22 protein-coding genes are annotated in these 21,031 nt (G+C 67.4%); 16 read left to right on the top strand and 6 right to left on the bottom strand.

All coding sequences use genetic code 11. The features are described 5' to 3' along the window. Positions 1–3: 3 nt before the first annotated feature. The gene (locus QTH86_RS22750) at positions 4–1,821 is read right to left on the bottom strand and encodes a glutamine--tRNA ligase/YqeY domain fusion protein (RefSeq protein WP_286648442.1); all 1,818 of its coding nucleotides are present in this window, start codon (positions 1,819–1,821) and stop codon (positions 4–6) included. Between the two features lie 166 nt (positions 1,822–1,987). Here QTH86_RS22750 and QTH86_RS22745 point away from each other — a divergent pair, with 166 nt between their 5' ends. Then, positions 1,988–2,332 carry a hypothetical protein gene (locus QTH86_RS22745; RefSeq protein ID WP_286648441.1) on the top strand — a complete coding sequence of 115 codons (345 nt, stop codon included), beginning with the start codon at positions 1,988–1,990 and terminating at the stop codon, positions 2,330–2,332. A 95-nt stretch (positions 2,333–2,427) separates the two neighbouring features. On the opposite strand, the gene QTH86_RS22740 is transcribed toward QTH86_RS22745, so the two are convergent. The 5 genes from QTH86_RS22740 to flgA form a co-directional block, all read right to left on the bottom strand. After that, the gene (locus QTH86_RS22740; protein ID WP_286648440.1) at positions 2,428–3,987 is read right to left on the bottom strand and encodes a methyl-accepting chemotaxis protein; all 1,560 of its coding nucleotides are present in this window, start codon (positions 3,985–3,987) and stop codon (positions 2,428–2,430) included. Positions 3,988–4,106: 119 nt separating this feature from the next. Continuing rightward, positions 4,107–4,685 (bottom strand): hypothetical protein, encoded by a 579-nt coding sequence (locus QTH86_RS22735; protein WP_286648439.1) that lies wholly within the window; start codon positions 4,683–4,685, stop codon positions 4,107–4,109. Between the two features lie 17 nt (positions 4,686–4,702). Beyond that, positions 4,703–5,158: a flagella synthesis protein FlgN gene (locus QTH86_RS22730; protein ID WP_286648438.1), complete on the bottom strand. Its 456-nt coding sequence runs from the start codon at positions 5,156–5,158 to the stop codon at positions 4,703–4,705. After that, positions 5,155–5,451, bottom strand: a complete 297-nt coding sequence (flgM, locus tag QTH86_RS22725; protein WP_286648437.1) for a flagellar biosynthesis anti-sigma factor FlgM — start codon at positions 5,449–5,451, stop codon at positions 5,155–5,157. Before flgM ends, QTH86_RS22730 begins: the two co-directional genes overlap by 4 nt. Before the next feature lie 80 nt (positions 5,452–5,531). Continuing rightward, positions 5,532–6,242, bottom strand: a complete 711-nt coding sequence (flgA, locus tag QTH86_RS22720) for a flagellar basal body P-ring formation chaperone FlgA (protein ID WP_286648436.1) — start codon at positions 6,240–6,242, stop codon at positions 5,532–5,534. A gap of 213 nt (positions 6,243–6,455) precedes the next feature. Here flgA and flgB point away from each other — a divergent pair, with 213 nt between their 5' ends. From flgB to QTH86_RS22645, 15 genes are all read left to right on the top strand, one after another. Beyond that, positions 6,456–6,860 (top strand): flagellar basal body rod protein FlgB, encoded by a 405-nt coding sequence (gene flgB, locus QTH86_RS22715; protein WP_286649108.1) that lies wholly within the window; start codon positions 6,456–6,458, stop codon positions 6,858–6,860. A 28-nt stretch (positions 6,861–6,888) separates the two neighbouring features. Further along, positions 6,889–7,305 (top strand): flagellar basal body rod protein FlgC, encoded by a 417-nt coding sequence (flgC, locus tag QTH86_RS22710; protein ID WP_286648435.1) that lies wholly within the window; start codon positions 6,889–6,891, stop codon positions 7,303–7,305. Between the two features lie 23 nt (positions 7,306–7,328). Continuing rightward, complete coding sequence (locus tag QTH86_RS22705) at positions 7,329–8,057, top strand: flagellar hook assembly protein FlgD (RefSeq protein ID WP_286648434.1); 729 nt, start codon at positions 7,329–7,331, stop codon at positions 8,055–8,057. 80 nt (positions 8,058–8,137) lie between these two features. Then, positions 8,138–9,361: a flagellar hook protein FlgE gene (flgE, locus tag QTH86_RS22700; protein ID WP_286648433.1), complete on the top strand. Its 1,224-nt coding sequence runs from the start codon at positions 8,138–8,140 to the stop codon at positions 9,359–9,361. Between the two features lie 44 nt (positions 9,362–9,405). Next, positions 9,406–10,146, top strand: a complete 741-nt coding sequence (gene flgF / locus QTH86_RS22695; RefSeq protein WP_286648432.1) for a flagellar basal-body rod protein FlgF — start codon at positions 9,406–9,408, stop codon at positions 10,144–10,146. A 59-nt stretch (positions 10,147–10,205) separates the two neighbouring features. After that, positions 10,206–10,988 (top strand): flagellar basal-body rod protein FlgG, encoded by a 783-nt coding sequence (gene flgG / locus QTH86_RS22690; RefSeq protein ID WP_286648431.1) that lies wholly within the window; start codon positions 10,206–10,208, stop codon positions 10,986–10,988. After that, the gene (locus QTH86_RS22685; RefSeq protein WP_444814045.1) at positions 10,988–11,728 is read left to right on the top strand and encodes a flagellar basal body L-ring protein FlgH; all 741 of its coding nucleotides are present in this window, start codon (positions 10,988–10,990) and stop codon (positions 11,726–11,728) included. Before flgG ends, QTH86_RS22685 begins: the two co-directional genes overlap by 1 nt. Beyond that, positions 11,728–12,876 carry a flagellar basal body P-ring protein FlgI gene (locus QTH86_RS22680; protein ID WP_444814044.1) on the top strand — a complete coding sequence of 383 codons (1,149 nt, stop codon included), beginning with the start codon at positions 11,728–11,730 and terminating at the stop codon, positions 12,874–12,876. The genes QTH86_RS22685 and QTH86_RS22680 overlap by 1 nt, the downstream gene beginning before the upstream one ends. Before the next feature lie 9 nt (positions 12,877–12,885). Then, entirely contained in the window at positions 12,886–13,875 is a 990-nt protein-coding gene (gene flgJ, locus QTH86_RS22675) for a flagellar assembly peptidoglycan hydrolase FlgJ (protein WP_286648428.1), read from the top strand. A 67-nt stretch (positions 13,876–13,942) separates the two neighbouring features. Further along, positions 13,943–14,446, top strand: coding sequence for a chemotaxis protein CheW (locus QTH86_RS22670; protein WP_286648427.1), 504 nt, complete (start codon positions 13,943–13,945; stop codon positions 14,444–14,446). Between the two features lie 34 nt (positions 14,447–14,480). After that, positions 14,481–16,031: a methyl-accepting chemotaxis protein gene (locus QTH86_RS22665; RefSeq protein WP_286648426.1), complete on the top strand. Its 1,551-nt coding sequence runs from the start codon at positions 14,481–14,483 to the stop codon at positions 16,029–16,031. A gap of 139 nt (positions 16,032–16,170) precedes the next feature. After that, entirely contained in the window at positions 16,171–17,736 is a 1,566-nt protein-coding gene (locus tag QTH86_RS22660; protein WP_286648425.1) for a methyl-accepting chemotaxis protein, read from the top strand. Between the two features lie 37 nt (positions 17,737–17,773). Continuing rightward, complete coding sequence (locus QTH86_RS22655; RefSeq protein ID WP_286648424.1) at positions 17,774–19,456, top strand: methyl-accepting chemotaxis protein; 1,683 nt, start codon at positions 17,774–17,776, stop codon at positions 19,454–19,456. A gap of 89 nt (positions 19,457–19,545) precedes the next feature. Continuing rightward, on the top strand, positions 19,546–20,025 hold the full coding sequence (locus QTH86_RS22650; RefSeq protein WP_286649107.1) for a chemotaxis protein CheW: 480 nt from the start codon (positions 19,546–19,548) through the stop codon (positions 20,023–20,025). Between the two features lie 52 nt (positions 20,026–20,077). Further along, positions 20,078–21,031, top strand: a 954-nt coding sequence (locus tag QTH86_RS22645; RefSeq protein WP_286648423.1) for a methyl-accepting chemotaxis protein, incomplete at its 3' end; no start/stop codon positions are given.

Raw genomic sequence — 21,031 nt, 5'->3', positions numbered from 1 at the left:
GTGTTACTTGTGGCTAGAGTCGCGCAATGTCACACTACGTGTAATAACTAATTGGCGCTCACTGGTCACCGATTGTTCTATTGAGAAGTATCCATGACGCTCGAATTGAAACCCCGCGCCGCCTTCGGAGTTCGCCAGTGAAGGCTCCACGAACGCCGAGCACGTCACCAAGCTGTTCTTGTTCAGCTCGTCCAGCAATTCCCCACTGCCGGGTTGTGCCTCGGCAAACAGCCGCTCGTACAAGCGCACCTCTGCCGCCACTGCATCGGCCACGGCCACCCAGGTGATGTTGCCCTTCACCTTGATCGCGTCCGCGCCCGGCGTGCCGCTCTTGGTATCGGGGACGAGTGTGGCCTGCACTTCGATCAGCTTCCCCTCGCCGTCGCGCGTGGCGCCGGTGCATTCGATGGTGTGGCCGTACTTCAGGCGCACCTTGTTGCCGGGGAAGAGGCGGAAGAAGCCCTTGGGCTGAACGTCTTCGTAGTCGGTGCGTTCGATCCAGACCTCGCGGCCGATCTTGAAGTGGCGCTCGCCGCGCTCGGGGTGGTGCGGGTGCACGGGTGCACTGCAATCATCGAGGACCTCGTCGCCGCCCATGAGCTCACCCCAGTTGGTGATGACGAGCTTCACCGGGTCGAGCACGGCCATCGCGCGCGGAGCGATGGGGTCGAGGGTTTCGCGCAGGGCGGCTTCGAGGGCGGCGTAGTCGGTCCAGCCGCCGGCGGACTTGGTGGTGCCGCTGCGTTCGCAGAAGAGCTTGAGCGCCTCGGGCGTGTAGCCGCGGCGGCGCAGGCCGGCGAGGGTGGGCATGCGCGGGTCGTCCCAGCCGTCGACGTGGCCTTCTTCGACCAGCTGGCGCAGCTTGCGCTTGCTGGTGAGCACATGGGTCACGTTCAGGCGCGCGAATTCGTACTGGCGCGGGTGCGGGCTGGCGATGAGGCCGCCGGCGGCTAGGTTGTCCAGCAGCCAGTCGTAGAAGGGGCGCTGGTCTTCGAACTCGAGCGTGCAGAACGAATGGGTGATCTGCTCCAGCGCATCTTCGATCGGGTGCGCGAAGGTGTACATCGGGTAGATGCACCACTTGTCGCCGGTGTTGTGGTGCGTGGCCCGGCGGATGCGGTAGAGCGCCGGGTCGCGCAGGTTGATGTTGGGGCTCGCCATGTCGATCTTGGCGCGCAGGATGGCGGCGCCGTCTGCGAGTTGTCCGTCGCGCATCTCGCGAAAGCGCGCGAGGTTCTGTTCGACGGTGCGTGCGCGGAACGGGCTGTCGGTGCCGGGCTTGCCGAAGTCGCCGCGGTTGGCGCGCATCTCTTCGGGCGTCTGCTCGTCGACGTAGGCGAGGCCCGCTTCGATCAGGTACTCGGCGGCGCGGTACATGAAGTCGAAGTAGTCGCTGGCGAAGTATTCGTGCGGCTGCAGCGTGCCCGGGGCGCTGGGGCGGTCGGCCAGGTAGGTCTCGTAGCCCAGCCATTGCACGGCATCGCGGATGCTGTCGACGTATTCCTGCTCTTCCTTCTCCGGGTTGGTGTCGTCGAAGCGCAGGTGGCACACGCCGCCGTATTCCTTGGCGAGCTCGAAGTTCAGCCAGATGCTTTTCGCGTGGCCGATGTGCAGGTAGCCGTTGGGTTCGGGCGGGAAGCGCATGCGCACCTTGGCCGGGTCGGCCATGCCGTTGGCATGGTGCTGGGCATCACCGGGCGATCCGCCCCATTGGCGGCCAGAATAGGTGTTCTGCTGGAGGTCGTTTTCGATGACGTGGCGCAAGAAATTACTGGGCGCGGCACCGGCTTTGGCGGCGTCTTTGTCGGCTGGGGAGGTCATTGGTTCATTCTAGAGGCGGGGGTGCATGAGTTACCTTTGGCAACGAACTTCACCGAGTAGAGTGAACCTGATTAACAGCTGACGCGTTCAATGCATACATGGGCGTCAGTCGCCCGACCGGCGGAATCAATCACGAGTCCGTCAAAAGTTTTACAGGAGTCCCGTCATGAGCCTCACACGTTCGACCTTCTTCAAATGGATGGCCAGTGGTGCCGTCGCCGCCGCAGCGTTGCTCGGCGCATCGGCCGCCAGCGCCCGCAGTGACGTGAGCTGGTCCGTCGGCGTCAACGTGCCCGGCGTCGCGCTCGGCGTGGCTGCGCCAACGTACTACGCGCCGCCGCCGGTGTACTACGCACCGCCGCCGGTCTACTACCGTCCGGCACCGCCGGTGTACTACCGCCCGGCGCCTGTGTACTACGCGCCGCCGCCGGTGTATTACCGTCCGGCACCGGGCTACTACCGCGGTCACGGCGGCCATGGCGGCCACCGCCACGGCGGCTACTACCGCTAACGCTGGCGGCTGACGGCCGGCCTGCGGGTCGGCTTGAAGCAACAAGAAGCGCGCGCTCCGGTTCAGGCCGGGCGCGCGCTTCGTCGTTGGTGCCGTCAGTGTGCCGTCGCCTCCAGTTTGAAGACGCTGACCGCACCGACCAGGGTGGCGGCCTGCTCCTGCAGCGAACCGGCCGCTGCCGCAGACTCTTCCACCAGCGCCGCGTTCTGCTGCGTGACCTGGTCCATCTGGCTGATGGCCTGGTTGATCTGCTCGATGCCCTGGGTCTGCTCCTGGCTGGCCGACATGATCTCGCCCATGATGTCGGTCACCCGCTTGACGCTGGCCACGATCTCTTCCATCGTCTGGCCCGCCTCGGCCACCTGGTGGCTGCCGGCTTCGACCTTGCCCACCGAGTCGTCGATCAGGCCCTTGATCTCCTTGGCCGCCGCCGCCGAGCGCTGCGCCAGGCTGCGCACTTCCGAAGCCACCACGGCAAAGCCGCGGCCCTGCTCGCCGGCGCGTGCCGCTTCCACCGCCGCATTCAGCGCCAGGATGTTGGTCTGGAAGGCGATGCCGTCGATCACCGCGATGATGTCCACGATCTTGCGGCTGGAGGTGTTGATTGCGCTCATGGTGTCGACCACCTGGCTGACCACGCTGCCGCCGCGCACGGCCACTTCCGAGGCGGAAACGGCCAATTGATTCGCCTGACGTGCGTTGTCGGCGTTCTGCTTGACGGTCGAGGTCAGTTCTTCCATCGAGGCTGCCGTCTGCTGCAACGAGCTGGCCTGCTGCTCGGTGCGCGAAGACAGGTCCTGGTTGCCCGAGGCGATCTGGCTGGAGGCCGTGGCCATCGTGTCGGTGCCGTGGCGCACTTCGCCGACCACCTTGGCGAGGTTCTCGTTCATCGTCTTCAGCGCGGTCATGAGCCGGCCGGTTTCGTCGTGCGAACGCACCTCGACGCGCGAGCCCAGGTCGCCGGCGGCCACGGCTTCGGCCACCAGCATGGCTTCGCCAATCGGCCGGGTGATGGAGCGGGTGATGAACCACGCCACCCAGGCGCCCAGCGCCAGCGCGATGCCGCCGACGGCGAGCATCAGCGTCTGGGTGCTCCTGTACTCGGCGTCGCCCGCTGCGGTCGCGCTCTGGCTACGGGCCGCTTCGCGCACCGCGAAATCGTCCAGCAGTGCCAAGGCTTTCTGAAGTGCCGGGCGGGCCTCCTTCACCAGCAGTTGCGTCGCGGGCTCGTTCTCGTTCTTCTGCGCCAGATCGAGCACCCGCCCGGTCAGTGTGCTGCTGGTCGCGGTCGCCTCGTCGATCTTGGCGATCAGGCTCTTGCCTTCTTCCGAGACGAGTCGCTGGCTCAGCGCGTCCTTCGCCGTCGCGTAGCGCTGGCGGGCGTCGACGACGCGCTTCAACTCGTCGGCGATGCCTTTTTCATCCGTGAGAAGAACGGCGATGCTTGCCGAGGCGAGGATGTCCCGGACCGCGCCCTGCATGGCATTGATGGCCGCGACCCGCACGTTGATGCGGTTCGAGATGTTGTCCAGGTGCTGATCGATGCTGCGCATCGACGCGAGGCCCAGGGCCAGTACCAGCATCAGCAGGGCCAGCAGCGTGGCGAACGCGGCACCCATGCGGGTACCGATCTTGAGGTTGTTCAGAGTTTTCATCGAGGTCGGATGGCAGATGGGGCCATCGCCCGCCGACGGCCCTTGTCTGCGTATCGGCCGGGCGCGGCATTTCTGCAGGCGGCTGCCGCATCGCGTGCACGCGATGCGTGCGGTTTTGCTCAGGCCGCCGGTGCGGTGGTGCCGGCGGCGGCAGGCAGCTCGGCAGGCGCTGGCGGTTCGAGCGCCCGCAGCGCGGCGAAGGTCGCGTCCATCTCGACGAGGAAGGCGTTCTTGCGGTCGTCCCAGACCTGGCGCTGTTCCACCGTGGTGCCGCCCGCACGGTAGATCTCGTGGTTGGCCGCATTGATCAGCGTGCTGAGCGCGGCCAGCTTGGCTTCCAGGAAGGCGGGTCGGGCGCGTTGCTCGGCCTCTTGCCGCAGCGTCTCGGCCTCGCGGCGGGCTTCTGCCGCGGCGTTCAGTTGCATCAACAGCGTCATGGCCAGCGCCACGACCGTCAGAAAGCCCAGGGCCGGCCCGATGATGCCGCCCATCAGGAAGCCGAACTGCCCCCAGAGGCCGCTGGCGGCGGCACCGCTGCCGCCAGCGCCGGAGGCCACTTGCGCATAGCGCAGCGCGACATAGGCGGCAAAGCCGAACAGCGCCAGCGCGCAGGCCAGCAGCACCCACGGAAAAGCGGCCAACGCCCGGTTGCGCCGGGAAGGCCGTGGGAGCGCAGCGTGGCTGGGCGTGGTCGACATGCGGGTCGGGCGGCCGCTCAACCGATGGCGATATGCCCGCGCGACGCCGACGTGGGCTTGCGCACGCCGTCGGGGCCGTAGAAGAGTTCGGTGCTGGCCTGCAGGAAGTGCAGGGCGCGCTGGGTGAAGTCGAGGTGGCTGTAGACCATCGAGCCGTTGCGCTGGTTGGCGCTGCGGGCTTCCTCGGCCAGCTGCATCAGGCTCTTCCAGGCCTGCTCGGTGGCTTCGCCGGCTGCGCGGGCTGCGGCGCTGGCGCCTTCGCTGCCCGGCAGGTGGCCCAGGGCGCACTGGGTGGCTTCTCGCACCAGGTCGAGTTCGGCCATCCGGTCCATCAGCCGGGTCTTTTCCTCGGTGATGGCGGCCAGGTCATGAAAGCGGCCTTCGAGCATCGCCTTTTCCTCGCGGTTCAAGGCGGCCAGAAAGTCTTTCAGGCAGGAAATTTCGGCGCAGAGGTCGGCGAGCAGGGTATTCACGGCGTGGGCTTCGAGTCGATCAGGTCGCGCACGCTGGCCAGCAGGCCGTCGGCGATGCCTTCGGGGTTGATCTGGTAGCGGCCGGCGCGGATGTCCTCGCGGATGGCCGCGACGCGTTCCGCGTCGAATTCGCCGTTGGCGGCGGGGTTGGGCATGACGCGCACCCGTGCAGCGGATTTCAAGGCAGCCTCCTTGGCTCGTTCGGCTGCATCGGCGCCCGCCGCCGCAGCGGCGCTCGCCTTGGGCGCCGTGGCGAGGGGCGTGGTCGGTGGGGCGGGTGGGTTGATCTTCACGATGGTTCCTTAGCAGGTTGACCCAGATATCGGCAGCTTGGACGAGAACTTTAGGCCGGGCGTGAAATTTTCCGCGCGGCTCACTGCGACAGGACGATTTGGCCGTCCTCGTCGGCCACGCCCGTGACCATCCGTCCGTCGAGGGTCTTGGCCCGCGCCACCCCGCCGGCGGCGGCCTGGGTCAGGGCCCGGGCTTCGGTGCTGACAGTGAAGCCGGCGCCCTGCGCCACCACCTGGACCGACTGGCCCTGCTGGATGACCGTGGGGGCGCGCAGCAGCTCTTTGCGCAGCGGTGCGCCGGCGGCGATGCGGCCGGTGGCGCGGGCGCCCGCCAGTTCGCTGCCGTTGGTGACGACCGAGCGGGGCAGGGCGGCCAGGTCGCCGGTCTGTGCTGTGAGGTCGGCCAGCCCGATGGCGTCGCCGGGCTCGATGGTGCGGGTCGCCACGTAATAGGTGCCTTCGACCTTCACGTAGGCCGGCACGAAGCGCGTCCACGCGGCGCCGGTGCGGCAGCGCAGGCCGATCGACAGCCGCCCGCGCGCCGCGGCGCCGGTGGGCAGGAAGGCGTCGAAGGCATCGCAGGCCGGCAGCTCGGCGGTGCCGGGCAGGGCGGCGGTCACCGTGGCCTTGCCGGGCAGGCCGGCGGTCTGGCGCTCGATCAGCCGTTCGATCGCGGCCATGGCCGGGCCAGGGAGCGGTTCCGCGGCGCAGGCGGCGCCCGTGCCGAGCACGGTGGCCAGAAGCCCGAGGGTGGCGGGCAGCAAGCGGCGAAGAAGGGGGCGTGGCGTCATGGCATGGGGCGGAGCACGGTGCGCATACAGGGGCGCGGGGTGTCCTTGATGCGAGCAATTCTAGGGAGCGGACCCCGCCCGCGAAGTGAGGAAGTGACGCCGAAAACACCCTTTGTTCGACCCATTGCAAAAGCGGCTCGTGCCTAGACTCGCTTTCCATCAGTCGCCACGCCTCGTGCTGAAGCGATGCCCTCCAACCCATGGAAGCACACGATGGACAAGCTCGATGCAGCTTTGAACTTCAACCGCGAAGCACTCAACCTGCGCGCCCAGCGCCAGGAGGTGCTGGCGTCGAACATCGCCCACGCCGACACGCCCAACTACAAGGCGCGTGACATCGATTTCAGCAGCCGCCTGACCGAGGCCGTCGAGCGCGGCCGGGCCTCGCAGTCGATGAGCATGTCGGTCACCTCGTCGCGCCACATCCGCGCCGAAGCGCAGGCCATGCCCGACCAGAACCTGCTCTACCGGGTGCCCCACCAGTCCAGCATCGACGGCAACACCGTTGAGATGGACGTGGAGCGCATCAACTTCGCCGACAACGCGCTGCGCTACGAGTCGAACCTCACGGTCATCGGCGCCAAGATCAAGACGCTGCTGTCGGCGGTCCAGCAATAACCGCGGCCACCGCCGCCGGAGAGAACGCATGCCCTACCCCAGCAACTCGATGAACATCTTCAACGTGGCGGGCTCCGCCATGACGGCGCAGTCGCAGCGCATGAACGTGACGGCGAGCAACCTCGCCAACGCCGAGAGCGTCGCCGGCCCCGACGGCCAGCCCTACCGCGCCAAGCAGGTGGTGTTCGAGGTCGCGGGCTCCGGCCGCAGCGACGTCGGCGGCGTGAAGGTGGCGTCGATCCGCGAAGACACGTCGCCGGCCAAGATGGTCTACGACCCCAAGAACCCTCATGCGAATCCGCAAGGCTATGTGGCCATGCCCAACGTCAATGTGGTCGAAGAGATGACCAACATGATTTCCGCCTCCCGCAGCTATCAGGCCAACGTCGAGGTGCTCAACACCGCCAAGACGCTGATGGTCAAGACGCTCACCGTCGGTCAGTAACTCTCCACTCTCACTTTCACACCATGGCCATTCCTTCGACCTCCAACGTTGCCAACGACCCAGCGGCAGCAGCCGCCGCCGCCGCGGCATCCGCAGCCGCAGCGGCCGGCGCCTCCGGCACGACCAACGCGGACAGCGAGAAGCGCTTCCTGAAGCTGCTCGTCACCCAGCTCAACAACCAGGACCCGCTCAACCCGATGGAGAACGCCGAGCTCACCTCGCAGCTCGCGCAGATGAGCACGGTCAGCGGCATCGAGCAGCTCAATGCCACGCTCAGCGGGCTGGTCAATCAGACCGGCTCCAGCCAGGTGCTGCAGGCGGCCTCGCTGATCGGCTATGCCGTGCTGTCGCCCGGCAACGCGCTCTCGCTCGAGATGGTGGAAGACAAGGCCACCGGCGTGAAGACGCCCAAGGAAGTGCCTTTCGCGGTCGAACTGCCGGCCAAGGGGGCCACCGACGTGACCGTGACCATCACCGACGCCAACGGCACCAAGGTCCGCACGATGGAACTCGGCGCGCTCCCCGAAGGCGCCAACGGCGTCAAGTGGGACGGCAAGAACGATGCGGGCGAAGTGGTCGCCGCAGGCAACTACCAGTTCAGCGTGGCGGCGACCGGCGCGGGCGCCGCCGTCAAGGCGGAGGCGCTCACGTTCACCCAGGTGGCTGCGGTCAAGCAGGGCGCCAACGGCGTGACGCTCGACCTCTCGACGGGCAAGAGCATCAGCCTGTCCGACGTGCGCATGTTCCTCTGAACCCAGGCCTTTCATTTCTCCCGGCGGCAGCCGCGTCGCGGTACGCCGTTCCCTCATTGCATTGATACAAGGACTTCATCATGGCTTTCTCCCAAGGCATCAGCGGTCTGGCCGTCGCCGCCGCGAACCTCGACGTCATCGGCAACAACATCGCCAACTCCGGCACGGTCGGCTTCAAGTCGGCGGCGGCCACCTTCCAGGACGTGTATGCCGGCTCGCGTGTCGGTCTCGGCGCCTCGGTCGCGAGCGTGACGCAGAACTTCACCCAGGGCGTGACGCAGAGCAGCAGCCGTCCGCTGGACGTCGCCATCCTGAACGGCGATGGCTTCTACCGCCTGGCCAGCCCGAGCGGTGAGGTCATGTACTCGCGCAACGGCCAGTTCACCCGCGACAACGCCGGCTACCTCGTCAACGCGGCCGGTCTGCAGCTGACGGGCTACGGCGTGTCGGCCACCGGCACCATCAACGGCGGCACGCCGGCACCGATCCAGATCCCGAACGCTTCCATGGCACCGAAGGCGACCACCAGCATCGATGCTGGGTTCAACCTCGACTCGCGCCTCGCGGTGCCGACCAAGACGCCGTTCAACGCGACCGATTCGGACACCTTCAACTACTCCAACGCGCTGGGCCCGATCTACGACTCGCTGGGCAACCCGCACGAGCTGGGCGCCTACTTCGTCAAGACCGGCGCCGGCGCCTGGAGCGTCTACGGCACGATCGACGGCGCGCCGATCTCCACGGCCACGCCGCCGGTCCCGATGGCCAACTACACCTTCGACGGCAACGGCAACATGCTTACGCCCGCGGGCGGCACGTTCAACGTCGGCCCGCTGGCCTTCGGCAACGGCTCGTTGCCGCTGACCGCGGCGGTCGACCTGACCGGCACGACCCAGTTCGGCAACGTGAACGAGATCCGCAAGCTCGCGCAAGACGGCTACACCTCGGGCACGCTGACGGCCTTCTCGATCAACCCCGACGGCACCATCACCGGCACCTACTCGAACGAGCAAAGCAATCTGCTTGGCCAGGTGGTCCTGAGCTCCTTCGCCAACCCGAACGGCCTGGAGCCGATGGGTGAAAACGTCTGGGGCGAAACGCAGGCCTCGGGCGCGGCGCTCACCGGCGTGCCGGGCAAGGGGAGCAAGCAGGGCTCGCTGGCCTCGGGTGCACTCGAAGCCTCCAACGTCGACCTGACCTCCGAGCTGGTCAACCTGATCGTGGCGCAGCGCACCTACCAGGCCAATGCGCAGACGGTGAAGACGCAGGACCAGATCATGCAGACGCTGATCAACATCCGCTGACGCGCAAGCCTCGCCTTCCTTCGTCACCTTTTCAGGAGCACCCAGTGGATCGAATGCTGTATGTCGCGATGAGCGGCGCCAAGCAGGCCATGGAACAACAGGCCTCGGTCGCCAACAACATGGCGAATGTCTCGACCCCTGGGTTCCGCGCCCAGGTCAATGCGTTTCGCGCGGTGCCGGTGGTCGGCGAGGAAGCGCAGACGCGCGCCTTCGTGGTCGCCACCACGCCCGGTGCCGACTTCAGCACCGGCCCGATCACCGAGACCGGCCGCGAACTCGACGTGGCGGTCAAGGGTGACGGCTGGTTGGTGGTGCAGACCGCCACCGGCGAGGCCTACACCCGCGTGGGCAATCTGCAGGTGGCGGCCGACGGCCAGCTCACGACCATGGGCGGACGCCCGGTGGTCGGCGAGAACGGCGCGCTGGTGATCCCGCCGGGCGCGACCGCCACGGTGGGCAGCACCGGCGTGATCGCGGCGCGCGGCGCGGGCGACCCGACCGTGGGCGTGGCCGAGGTCGGCCGTCTCAAGCTGGTGAACCCGCCGTCCACCGACCTCGTTCGCGGCGACGACGGCCTGTTCCGCATGCGCGAGGGCCTGCAACCGGCGGACGCCGACCCGGCCGTCACGGTCATGAGCGGCGTGTTCGAGGGCAGCAACGTGAATCCGGTCGAGGCCATGGTGGCCATGATCGCCAACGCCCGCAGCTTCGAGATGCAGATGAAGTCCATCACGACCGCCGACACCAACGCGCAATCCGCCAACAAGTTGCTGGCGTACGGCTAAGCGGCTGAGCCCAAGCCCCGAGGCCTAGTCCACGACGCCGTTCCACAGGAGTATTTCCCATGATCCGTTCCCTCTATATCGCCAAGACCGGCCTCGATGCGCAACAGACGCAGCTCGACGTCGTCTCCAACAACCTGGCCAACGTCGGCACCACCGGCTTCAAGCGCAGCCGCGCCGTGTTCGAAGACCTGATGTACCAGAACATGCGCCAGGTCGGCGGCCAGACCTCCGACCAGACGCGCCTGCCTTCGGGCCTGCAGCTGGGCACCGGCGTGCGCGTGGTCGCCACCGAGCGCCTGCACTCGCAAGGCAACCTGACCAAGACCGACAACCCGAAGGACGTGGCCATCAACGGCGGCGGCTTCTTCCAGGTGCTGATGCCCGACGGCACCACGTCCTATACCCGCGACGGTTCGTTCCAGACCAACGCCGAAGGCCAGCTCGTGACCGCCAGCGGCTTCCAGATCCAGCCGCAGATCACCATCCCGCAGAACGCCACCAGCATCACCGTCGCCCGCGACGGCACGGTGTCGGTGACGCAGGCCGGCTCCACCGCGACGGTGCAGGTCGGCCAGCTGCAGCTGGCGACCTTCCTGAACCCGACCGGCCTGCAGAGCATGGGCGAGAACCTCTACACCGAAACCGACGCGTCGGGTGCCGCCAACGTGGTGGTCCCCGGTCTCGAAGGCGCCGGCATCCTGACGCAGGGCTATGTCGAGGCCTCGAACGTGAACGTGGTCGAGGAACTGGTGAACATGATCGCCACGCAGCGCGCCTACGAGATCAACAGCAAGGCCGTGCAGACCTCGGACCAGATGCTGGCCAAGCTCGCCCAGCTGTGATGACCATGCGCAGTCCCATTCTTCCCGCACGCGGTGTCGCTGCGCCCGCAGCGCCTGCATCGCCTGCATCGCGCCTCCTGCTGGTGCTGCTGGCCGTCGTGGGGGCGGGCTGCGCGCAGATTCCGCGCGAGCCGCTGGTGCACCAGCCCATGACCGCACGCGCCGACACCTACGCATCGGCAACGGCGCGCCGGCCCACGGGCGCCATCTTCCGAGACGGCCCCGGCGCCAACGCGCTGTTCGAAGACCGCCGGCCGCGCAACGTCGGCGACATCCTTACCGTCGTCATCAGCGAGCGTGTCAACGCCAGCAAGAACTCGGGCGCCAACGCCAGCCGCAACGGCAGCACCACCGGCACCTTCGCCGGCGGCATTCCGAAGCTGATCGGCTCGCTGCTCAACGGCCAGGACACCAACCTGGCCGGCACCAACACGCTTCAGGCGCAGGGCGGCGCCAACGCCAACAACACCTTCAACGGCGTGATCACCGTGACCGTGACCGACGTCATGCCCAACGGCAACCTGCTGGTGAGCGGCGAGAAGCAGATGGGCATCAACCAGGGCACGGAGTTCATCCGCTTCTCGGGCGTGGTGAATCCGCGCACCGTCTCTGGCACCAACACCGTGCCGTCGACGCTGGTGGCCGACGCCCGCATCGAATACACGGCCAAGGGCTACATCGACGAGGCCCAGCACATGGGCTGGATGCAGCGCTTCTTCTTGAACGTCATGCCTTTCTGATGGCTCTTCTTCAGAACAGAAAGCAACTCCCCATGCATACCTCGCGAACTTTGCGTTCAATCCTCGGCCTCGTGGCACTGTGCGCCGCGGCGCTGGGCGTGCCTGCCCACGCCGAGCGGCTGAAGGAACTCGCGAGCATCCAGGGCGTGCGCGACAACCAGCTGATCGGCTACGGCCTGATGGTCGGCCTGGACGGCACGGGCGACCAGACCACGCAGACGCCGTTCACGGTGCAGAGCCTGAACAACATGCTGCAGCAGCTGGGCATCACGATCCCGCAGGGCGTGAACATGCAGCTCAAGAACGTCGCGGCGGTGATGGTCACCGCCACGCTGCCGGCCTTCGCGCGGCCGGGCCAGGCCATCGACGTGACCGTCTCATCGATGGGCAATGCCAAGAGCCTGCGCGGCGGCACGCTGCTGCTGACGCCGCTCAAGGGCGTCGATGGCCAGACCTATGCACTGGCGCAGGGCAACATGGTGGTCGGTGGCGCAGGCGCCTCGGCCAATGGCAGCAAGGTGCAGATCAACCAGCTCGGCTCCGGCCGCATTCCGGCCGGGGGCCTGGTCGAGCGTGCCGTCGAGGCGCCGCTCGGCGGCGACAGCACGCTGTCGGTCGAGCTCAACCGTTCCGACTTCGGCACGGCCAAGGCCGCGGCCGATGCCATCAACCGCGAGTTCGGCGCCGGCACGGCCGATGCGCAGGACGCGCGCGTGATCGTGGTGCGTGCGCCGATGCCCGAGGCGCGCGTCGGTTTCCTCGCGCGGCTCGAAGCCATCGATGTCACGCCATCGCAGGCCACGGCCCGCGTGGTGGTGAACGCCCGCACCGGCTCCGTGGTGATGAACCAGAACGTGCGGGTGCAGGACTGCGCCGTGGCGCACGGCAACCTGTCGGTCGTGATCAACACCGAGCCGGTGGTGAGCCAGCCGGGCGCCTTCTCGGGCGGCCAGACGGTGGCCGCGCAGACCTCGCAGATCTCGGTCAACCAGGGCGGCGGCGCGCTGCAGATGGTCAAGGGCGGCGCTTCGCTGGCCGACGTGGTCAAGGGCCTGAACAGCCTGGGTGCCAACCCGCAGGACCTGGTTTCGATCCTCCAGGCCATGAAGTCGGCCGGTGCCCTGCGCGCCGAGCTCGAGATCATCTGAGGACGCGTGATGGCCATCACGGCAGCCAATTCCTGGGGCGGCGGCGATGCCGCCCGCAGCGGTGCGCTCGACCAGCGCTTCTCGCTCGATGTGCAGGGCGTCGACGCCCTGCGCCACACCGTCCGCACGTCGCCGGAAGAGGGCCTCAAGCAGGTCTCCCGGCAGTTCGAGGCGATGTTCATGAACATGGTGCTCAAGAGCATGCGCGAGGCCTCGCCCTCGAGCGGCCTGATCGACGGGCAGAACGAGAAGGTCTACCGCTCGATGCTCGACCAGCAGCTGTCGCAGAACCTGTCCGGCCGCGGACTCGGGCTGGCCGAAGCCATGCTGACGCAGCTGCAGCGCGCGGGCGGCAACGCCGAGGCCGATGCCACCGGTGGCACGTCGAAGGGCTTCGCCCTCGACCGCCTGGTGTCGTTCCCGCTGAAGGAAAACGCAGGCATCCCGATCGGCTCGTCACCCGGGCCACGTGCCGGTGGTGCCGACCTGAACCTCTACCGCGTCAACGGCGACCGTGGCGGCTCCGGTGGCGACAACCCGTCGCTGCAAGGCAAGGTCGACGACTTCGTCGCCCGCATGGGCAGCTCGGCCCAATCCGCCAGCGCGGCGAGCGGCGTTCCCGCACCGCTGATCCTGGCGCAGGCCGCGCTGGAGTCGGGCTGGGGCAAGCGCGAGATCCGCGGCGACGACGGCACCCAGAGCTTCAACCTGTTCGGCATCAAGGCCGACCGCAGCTGGAAGGGCCCGGTCGTCGAGACCATGACCACCGAGTACGTGGACGGCGAGCCGCAGAAGGTGCGCGCCAAGTTCCGCGCCTACGGCTCCTACGACGAGGCCTTTGCCGACTACGCCAAGTTCATGACGCGCAACCCGCGCTACGCCGACGTGCTGAGCACCGGCGACCCGGCCGCGGCGGCCCATGGCCTGCAGCGCGCCGGCTACGCCACCGACCCCGACTACGGCCACAAGCTGGTTCGCATCATGCAGAAGTTCGGCTGAACGCCCGGCGCTGCCGGCCTGGTACCTCTCCCTGAATCCCCCGCGCACAGACCACCGAAAGACACCCATGGCAGAAGTACTCCACCGGCCGAACCAGGCGATCGCCATCCCGGCCGACGGGCGGCTCGAGGTCGTGACCTTCACGCTCGGGCAAGAGGAATACGGCATCGACATCCAGCGCGTGCAGGAGCTGCGCGGCTACGACACGGTGACCTGCATCGCCAACGCACCGGCTCACATCAAGGGCGTCGTGAACCTGCGCGGGATCATCGTGCCGATCATCGACATGCGCATCAAGTTCAACCTGGGCGAGCCGCGCTACGACGAGTTCACCGTGGTGATCGTGCTGAACATCGGCGGCCGCGTGGTGGGCATGGTGGTCGACAGCGTGTCGGACGTGATCACGCTCGGCGCCGAGCAGATCAAGCCGGCGCCCGAGATGGGCTCGGCGCTGGACACCGACTACATCATCGGCCTGGGCACCCTGGACACGCGGATGCTGATCCTGGTCGACATCGACCGCCTCATGTCCAGCGAGGAGCTGGGCCTCATCGAACAACTGGCCACCTGAGCCGCGTCCGACCCAACCCTAGAACGAGAGACATATGAAGAACTGGAAAATCGGAACACGCCTGGGCACCGGCTTCGCGCTGGTGCTGGCGCTGGCGGCGGTGATCGCGGCCATCGGCGTGATGGGCCTGCAGCGTGTGGGTGACGGCACGGAACGGATGGCGCAGCGCTCGCTGGCCAAGGAACGCCTGGCCGCCAGCTGGCTGCAGGCGACCAGCAACAACAGCGTGCGGACCTTCGCCCTGGTCAAGAGCAACGACGCCGCGGTGCAGGCCTACCTGCAGGAGAACATCGGCCGGACCAGCAAGCTGATCTCCGAGACGCAGAAGAAGCTCGAAGCGATGCTCGAGACGCCGGAAGAAGAGGCGCTGAGCGCCGACATCAAGCGCCGGCGCACCGAGTACATCGACCTGCGCAACGCCATCCTCAAGCTCAAGGCCGAAGGCAAACAGGACGAGGCCGGCCAGATCACCGACGCCCGCCTGGTGCCCATGCTGTCGGGCTACGACGGCAGCATCCAGGCCATGCTGGCGCACCAGCAAAGCGAGATCGACCGCACCGCGGCGGGCATCGACGCGCTCTATCGCTCGGGCCGTATCGGCCTCATCAGCCTCACCTTTGCCGCGCTGGCCCTCGGCGCGGCGCTGGCCTGGTGGCTGACCCGTGGCATCACCCGGCCCCTGGGGCGTGCCCTCAACGTGGCGCAGTCGGTGGCCGGGGGTGATCTCACCCAGGAGGCGGAGGTCGACTCGACCGATGAAGTCGGCCAGCTGCTGCAGGCCCTCAACGAGATGAACCGGAACCTGGTCAAGATCGTCGGCGATGTGCGCCACGGCACCGACACGATGGCCACGGCGTCGAGCCAGATCGCCTCGGGCAACCAGGACCTGTCCTCGCGCACCGAAGAGCAGGCCAGCTCGCTGGAAGAGACGGCGGCGTCGATGGAAGAGTTGACCAGCACGGTCAAGCAGAACGCCGACAACGCCCGCCAGGCCAACCAGCTCGCAGCCTCGGCGTCGGAAGTGGCCGTGCGCGGCGGCAGCGTGGTCAGCCAGGTGGTGAGCACCATGAGCGCGATCAATGCGTCGAGCCTCAAGATCGTCGACATCATCGCGGTGATCGACGGCATCGCCTTCCAGACCAACATCCTGGCGTTGAACGCGGCGGTGGAAGCGGCGCGTGCCGGTGAGCAGGGCCGCGGCTTCGCGGTCGTCGCTTCCGAAGTGCGCAGCCTGGCGCAGCGCTCGGCCGCAGCGGCCAAGGAGATCAAGCTGCTCATCGACGACTCGGTGGGCAAGGTGGGCGCCGGCAGCGCGCAGGTGTCCGAGGCGGGCCGGACCATGGACGAGATCGTCGCGAGCGTGCGCCGCGTGACCGACATCATGGGCGAGATCTCGTCGGCCAGCCATGAACAGACGCTGGGCATCGAGCAGATCAACCAGGCCATCAGCCAGATGGACCAGGTCACGCAGCAGAACGCGGCGCTGGTGGAAGAGGCCGCGGCGGCTGCCGCCTCGCTGCAGGACCAGGCCGGCAGCCTCTCCCAGGCGGTCAGCGTCTTCCGGCTGGCGCCGGCCACTGCCTGAAAAATCTGGCGGCGAGGACTTTAACTTTTGCTTTCGCTGCCGATAACCGGAGGTGGCCGGAGTGCGCCGCCGCATGCGGCGAGTTGCCCGGCTGGCTCCACACGACCGTCTTCACGTTTTTTCTGCAAGGTAGAGCGTCATGAATCTGCGAGATCTGAAAATCGGTACCCGCCTGGGTGGTGGTTTCGCCGTCATGCTGCTGCTGATGGTGCTGATCGCAGGCGTGGGCATGGTCCGGCTGAATGCGGTCGCGGATTCCACCGCCAGGATGGTCGAAGAGGCGCTGGTCAAGGAGCGCCTGGCCAACCAGTGGGCCAACCTGCTCGGCCCCAGCATTGTCCACTCCTTCGGGATGGCCAAGGCCACCGATCCCGAGAACGAAGCCTATTTCAAGAAGAGCCTGACGGCGGGCGTGGCGTCCATCAACCCGGTCCAGCAGCAGATGGAAAAGCTGCTCACCGCACCGGAAGAACGCCAGCTCTTCCTGGCCGTGGCCGATGCGCGAAAGCGCGTGCTGGAGCACCTGGCCGGCATCAACCAGCTGAAGGCGGCCGGTGACCGCGAAGGCGCCGCCAAGCTCGCGGACACCCAGTACCAGGCGGCGCTGGTCGTCTACCAGAAGGCGGTGCAGGCGATCGCCGACGCGCAGCGCGTGCAGATCGACACGATGGCCAAAGAGATCCAGCGCGACCATGACAGCGCCGTCCAGCTGCTGGGCCTCCTGTCCGCCCTGGCGGTGCTGGTCGGCGCCGTGTGCGCCTGGTGGCTCACCGTCGGCATCGTGCGCCCGATGCGCGGTGCGGTCGAACTGGCCGAGAGGGTGGCCGCCGGCGACCTGAGCAGCCGCATGGTTGCCGATTCGCGCGACGAGGTCGGCCAACTGCTCACGGCGCTCAAGGGCATGAACGACAGCCTCGCCAAGGTGGTCGGCGAAGTGCGCCAGGGCACCGACACGATGGCCACGGCCTCGAGCCAGATCGCCTCGGGCAACCAGGACCTGTCCTCGCGCACCGAGCAGCAGGCCAGCTCGCTGGAAGAGACGGCTGCGTCGATGGAAGAACTCACCTCGACCGTCAAGCAGAACGCGGACAACGCGCGCCAGGCGAATCAACTGGCCGTCTCGGCCTCGGAAGTGGCTGTGCGCGGCGGCAGCGTGGTCGGTCAGGTGGTCGACACGATGAGCTCGATCAATGCATCGAGCAAGAAGATCGTCGACATCATTTCCGTCATCGACGGCATCGCCTTCCAGACCAACATCCTGGCCTTGAACGCCGCGGTGGAAGCGGCACGCGCCGGCGAGCAGGGCCGTGGGTTTGCGGTGGTCGCCTCGGAAGTGCGCAGCCTGGCGCAACGCTCGGCCGCAGCGGCCAAGGAAATCAAGGGCCTGATCGACGACTCGGTGAGCAAGGTCGAGGCGGGCAGCCACCAGGTGGCCGAAGCGGGCCAGACGATGGAAGAGATCGTGGCGAGCGTTCGCCGGGTGACCGACATCATGGGCGAGATCAGTGCGGCGAGCCACGAGCAGACGCAGGGCATCGAGCAGATCAACCAGGCGATCACGCAAATGGACCAGGTCACGCAGCAGAACGCAGCGTTGGTCGAAGAAGCCGCCGCAGCGGCCGGTTCGCTGCAGGAGCAGGCTGGCAGCCTGTCGCAGGTCGTCAGTGTCTTCCAGCTCGACGTCTCCCACGGGGCTCAGCGCTGATCACCATCGCACCGTTTTCATTCCAAGAGACAAATTCATGCGCGTCAACCTCCCCACCACCGCCGTCGAGTACCTGCTGCCCCCCGGCGCTGCACTGGTCTCTCGCACCGACCTCAAAGGCCGCATCACCTACGTGAATCCGACCTTCGTGGAAGCGAGCGGTTTCTCGGTCGAAGCCCTGATGGGCAAGGCCCACAACATCGTGCGGCATCCCGACATGCCGCCGGAGGCCTTCGCCGACCTGTGGCAAACGCTCGACGAAGGCTTGCCCTGGACCGGCGTGATCAAGAACCGCCGCGCGAACGGCGACTTCTACTGGGTGCATGCCAGCGTCACGCCCATCCGCCGCAACGGCACGACCGTGGGCTACATGTCGGTGCGCAGCCGGCCGGAGCGCGCGCAGGTCGAGGCCGCCGAGGCGCTGTATCGCAGGATTCGAGAAGGCACCGGTCAGAAGCTCGTGCTGCGCCACGGCGACGTGTTGCGGCCGGTCTGGGCCCAGCCGCTGGCCGCGCTGCGCCGGGTGCCGGTGCGCCGCCGCCTGTGGGCGGCCACGGCGATAGCGGCCCTCTTCACGCTGGCGTTCGGCGGGGCAGGGTGGTGGTCGCTGTCGGCCGCAGCGGGTGGCGCGGGCGCCTGGCCGACGATCATGGCAGCGTTCTCCATCGCCTCGGCGCTGAGCTGGGTCGGGTTGGGCTTCTTCCTGGATCGCACGGTGTTCGGACCGCTCGACGATGCGGTCGAGGTGGCCCGCACGATCGCCAGCGGCGTCCTGGTGAAGTTCGCGATCCATCCCGAGGACGAGACCAAGGATCTGCTGACCGCGCTCAACCAGATGAGCGCCAACCTGTTCGGCATCGTCGCCGACGTCAGCGCCAGTGCCTACGGCGTGACCTCCGCATCGGGCCAGATCGCCTCGGGCAACCAGGACCTCTCTTCGCGCACCGAGCAGCAGGCCAGTTCGCTGGAAGAGACCGCCGCGTCGATGGAAGAACTCACCTCGACCGTCAAGCAGAACGCGGACAACGCGCGCCAGGCGAATCAACTGGCCGTCTCGGCCTCGGAAGTGGCTGTGCGCGGCGGCAGCGTGGTCGGTCAGGTGGTCGACACGATGAGCTCGATCAATGCATCGAGCAAGAAGATCGTCGACATCATTTCCGTCATCGACGGCATCGCCTTCCAGACCAACATCCTGGCGCTGAACGCGGCGGTGGAAGCGGCACGCGCCGGCGAGCAGGGCCGCGGCTTTGCGGTGGTGGCTTCGGAAGTGCGCAGCCTGGCGCAGCGCTCGGCCGCCGCGGCCAAGGAGATCAAGGCGCTCATCGACGACTCGGTGCACAAGGTCGAGGCCGGCAGCGCGCTGGTGAGCGAGGCCGGCCAGACGATGGAAGAGATCGTGGCGAGCGTGCGCCGGGTGACCGACATCATGGGCGAGATCAGCGCGGCGAGCCACGAACAGACGCAGGGCATCGAACAGGTCAACCAGGCGATCACGCAGATGGACCAGGTCACGCAGCAGAACGCGGCCCTGGTCGAGGAGTCGGCCGCTGCGGCGACCGCTCTGAACGTACAGGCGGGCGGCCTGGTCGAGGCGGTGTACGTCTTCAACCTCGACGCGACGGCGTCGAAGCCCGCCACGCGCGGCAGCGACCGCCGAGGCCCTCCGGCCGCACCCCGCATTTCTTCCCGTCCCGCGGGTCGACCGGCCATCGCCAAATGACCCACCCACCCGAGTGAACTGATTCTTTTCAACTGAGAGAGGCGCATCCCATGCTCACGAAATCGACCCCCACCTCCAAGCCGGCCGACATGCCGGGCGCCAGCCGCGCGGCGGACAAGCCGCTCGAGTTCCTCTCGTTCACGCTCGGTGACGAGGAATACGGCATCGACATCCAGAAGGTGCAGGAACTGCGCGGCTACGACGCCGTGACCCGCATCGCCAACGCGCCGGCCTACATCAAGGGCGTCGTGAACCTGCGCGGGATCATCGTGCCGATCATCGACATGCGCATCAAGTTCGACCTGGGCGAGCCGAGCTACGACCAGTTCACCGTGGTGATCGTGCTGAACATCGGCGGCCGCGTGGTGGGCATGGTGGTCGACAGCGTGTCGGACGTGATCACGCTGAGCGCCGAGCAGATCAAGCCGGCCCCCGAGATGGGCTCGACCCTGGACACCGACTACCTGATCGGCCTGGGCACGCTGGAAGAGCGGATGCTGATCCTGGTGGACATCGACCGTCTCATGTCCAGCGAAGAGATGGGCCTCGTGGAAGCCGCCGCCGCCTGAAGACGACGGCGCTTTCCTGCGCCCCAGACCCACCCCAAGACCGGACCCCGCCATGACCTCCCTTCGCAATCTCCGCATCGGTACGCGGCTTGCCCTCGGCTTCGCCATCGTGCTCGGATTGACCGTCGTTGCCGCGGCCTTTTCGCTGGTCAGCGCCCTCCGCAACGCAGAGGCCACGCGGGTCATGATGCAGAGCCCGCTCGCCAAGGAGCGACTCATCTCCGACTGGTACGTGCTGACCTACTCGGCCATCGCACGGACCGCGATGATCTCCCGCACCACGGACGAGACGCTGCCGGTGGTCTTCAAGGACGTCATCGCCGACAGCGTGACGAAGGGCAGCGAGACCATCAAGAAGGTCGAAGCGCTGCTGATCACCGACGAAGAGAAGGCCGCGTTCAAGGACATCGTGGCCAAGCGTGCCAAGTACCAGGCCGCCAAGGACCTGGTGACGAAGGCCAAGGCCGGGGGCGGCGGCACATCGGAGGCGGCTCGCGCCTTCGACGAGACCTTCACGCCCGCCGCCAAGGCCTACGAGAGCGGCGTGCTCGCGCTGCTGGCGATGGAACGCAAGGCCATCGACGACATGAGCCAGGCCATCGACCGAGCCAACGCGCGCAGCCTGCAACTGGGCGTGCTGCTGACCGTGCTCACGCTGCTGGCGGGCGCCACCTTCGCGTTCTTCACCACGCGCAGCATCGTGCGCCCCCTGCGCCAGGCCGTGAAGGTGGCGGAGACCGTGGCGGCTGGCGACCTGAGTTCGCGCATCGAGGTGCAGTCCGCCGATGAGACGGGCCAGTTGATGCAGGCCCTGAAGAACATGAATTCCAGCCTGGCGAAAGTGGTCGGCGAAGTGCGCCAGGGCACCGACACGATCGCCACGGCGTCCAGCCAGATCGCCTCGGGCAACCAGGACCTGTCCTCGCGCACCGAAGAGCAAGCCAGCTCGCTGGAGCAGACGGCCGCCTCGATGGAAGAACTCACCTCGACGGTCAAGCAGAACGCC

Source organism: Variovorax sp. J2L1-78 (assembly GCF_030317205.1).
In the GTDB taxonomy this organism is placed as follows: domain Bacteria; phylum Pseudomonadota; class Gammaproteobacteria; order Burkholderiales; family Burkholderiaceae_C; genus Variovorax; species Variovorax arabinosiphilus.
Note: the sequence above shows the minus strand (reverse complement) of the source record. Positions and strands in the feature narration are given on the sequence as shown.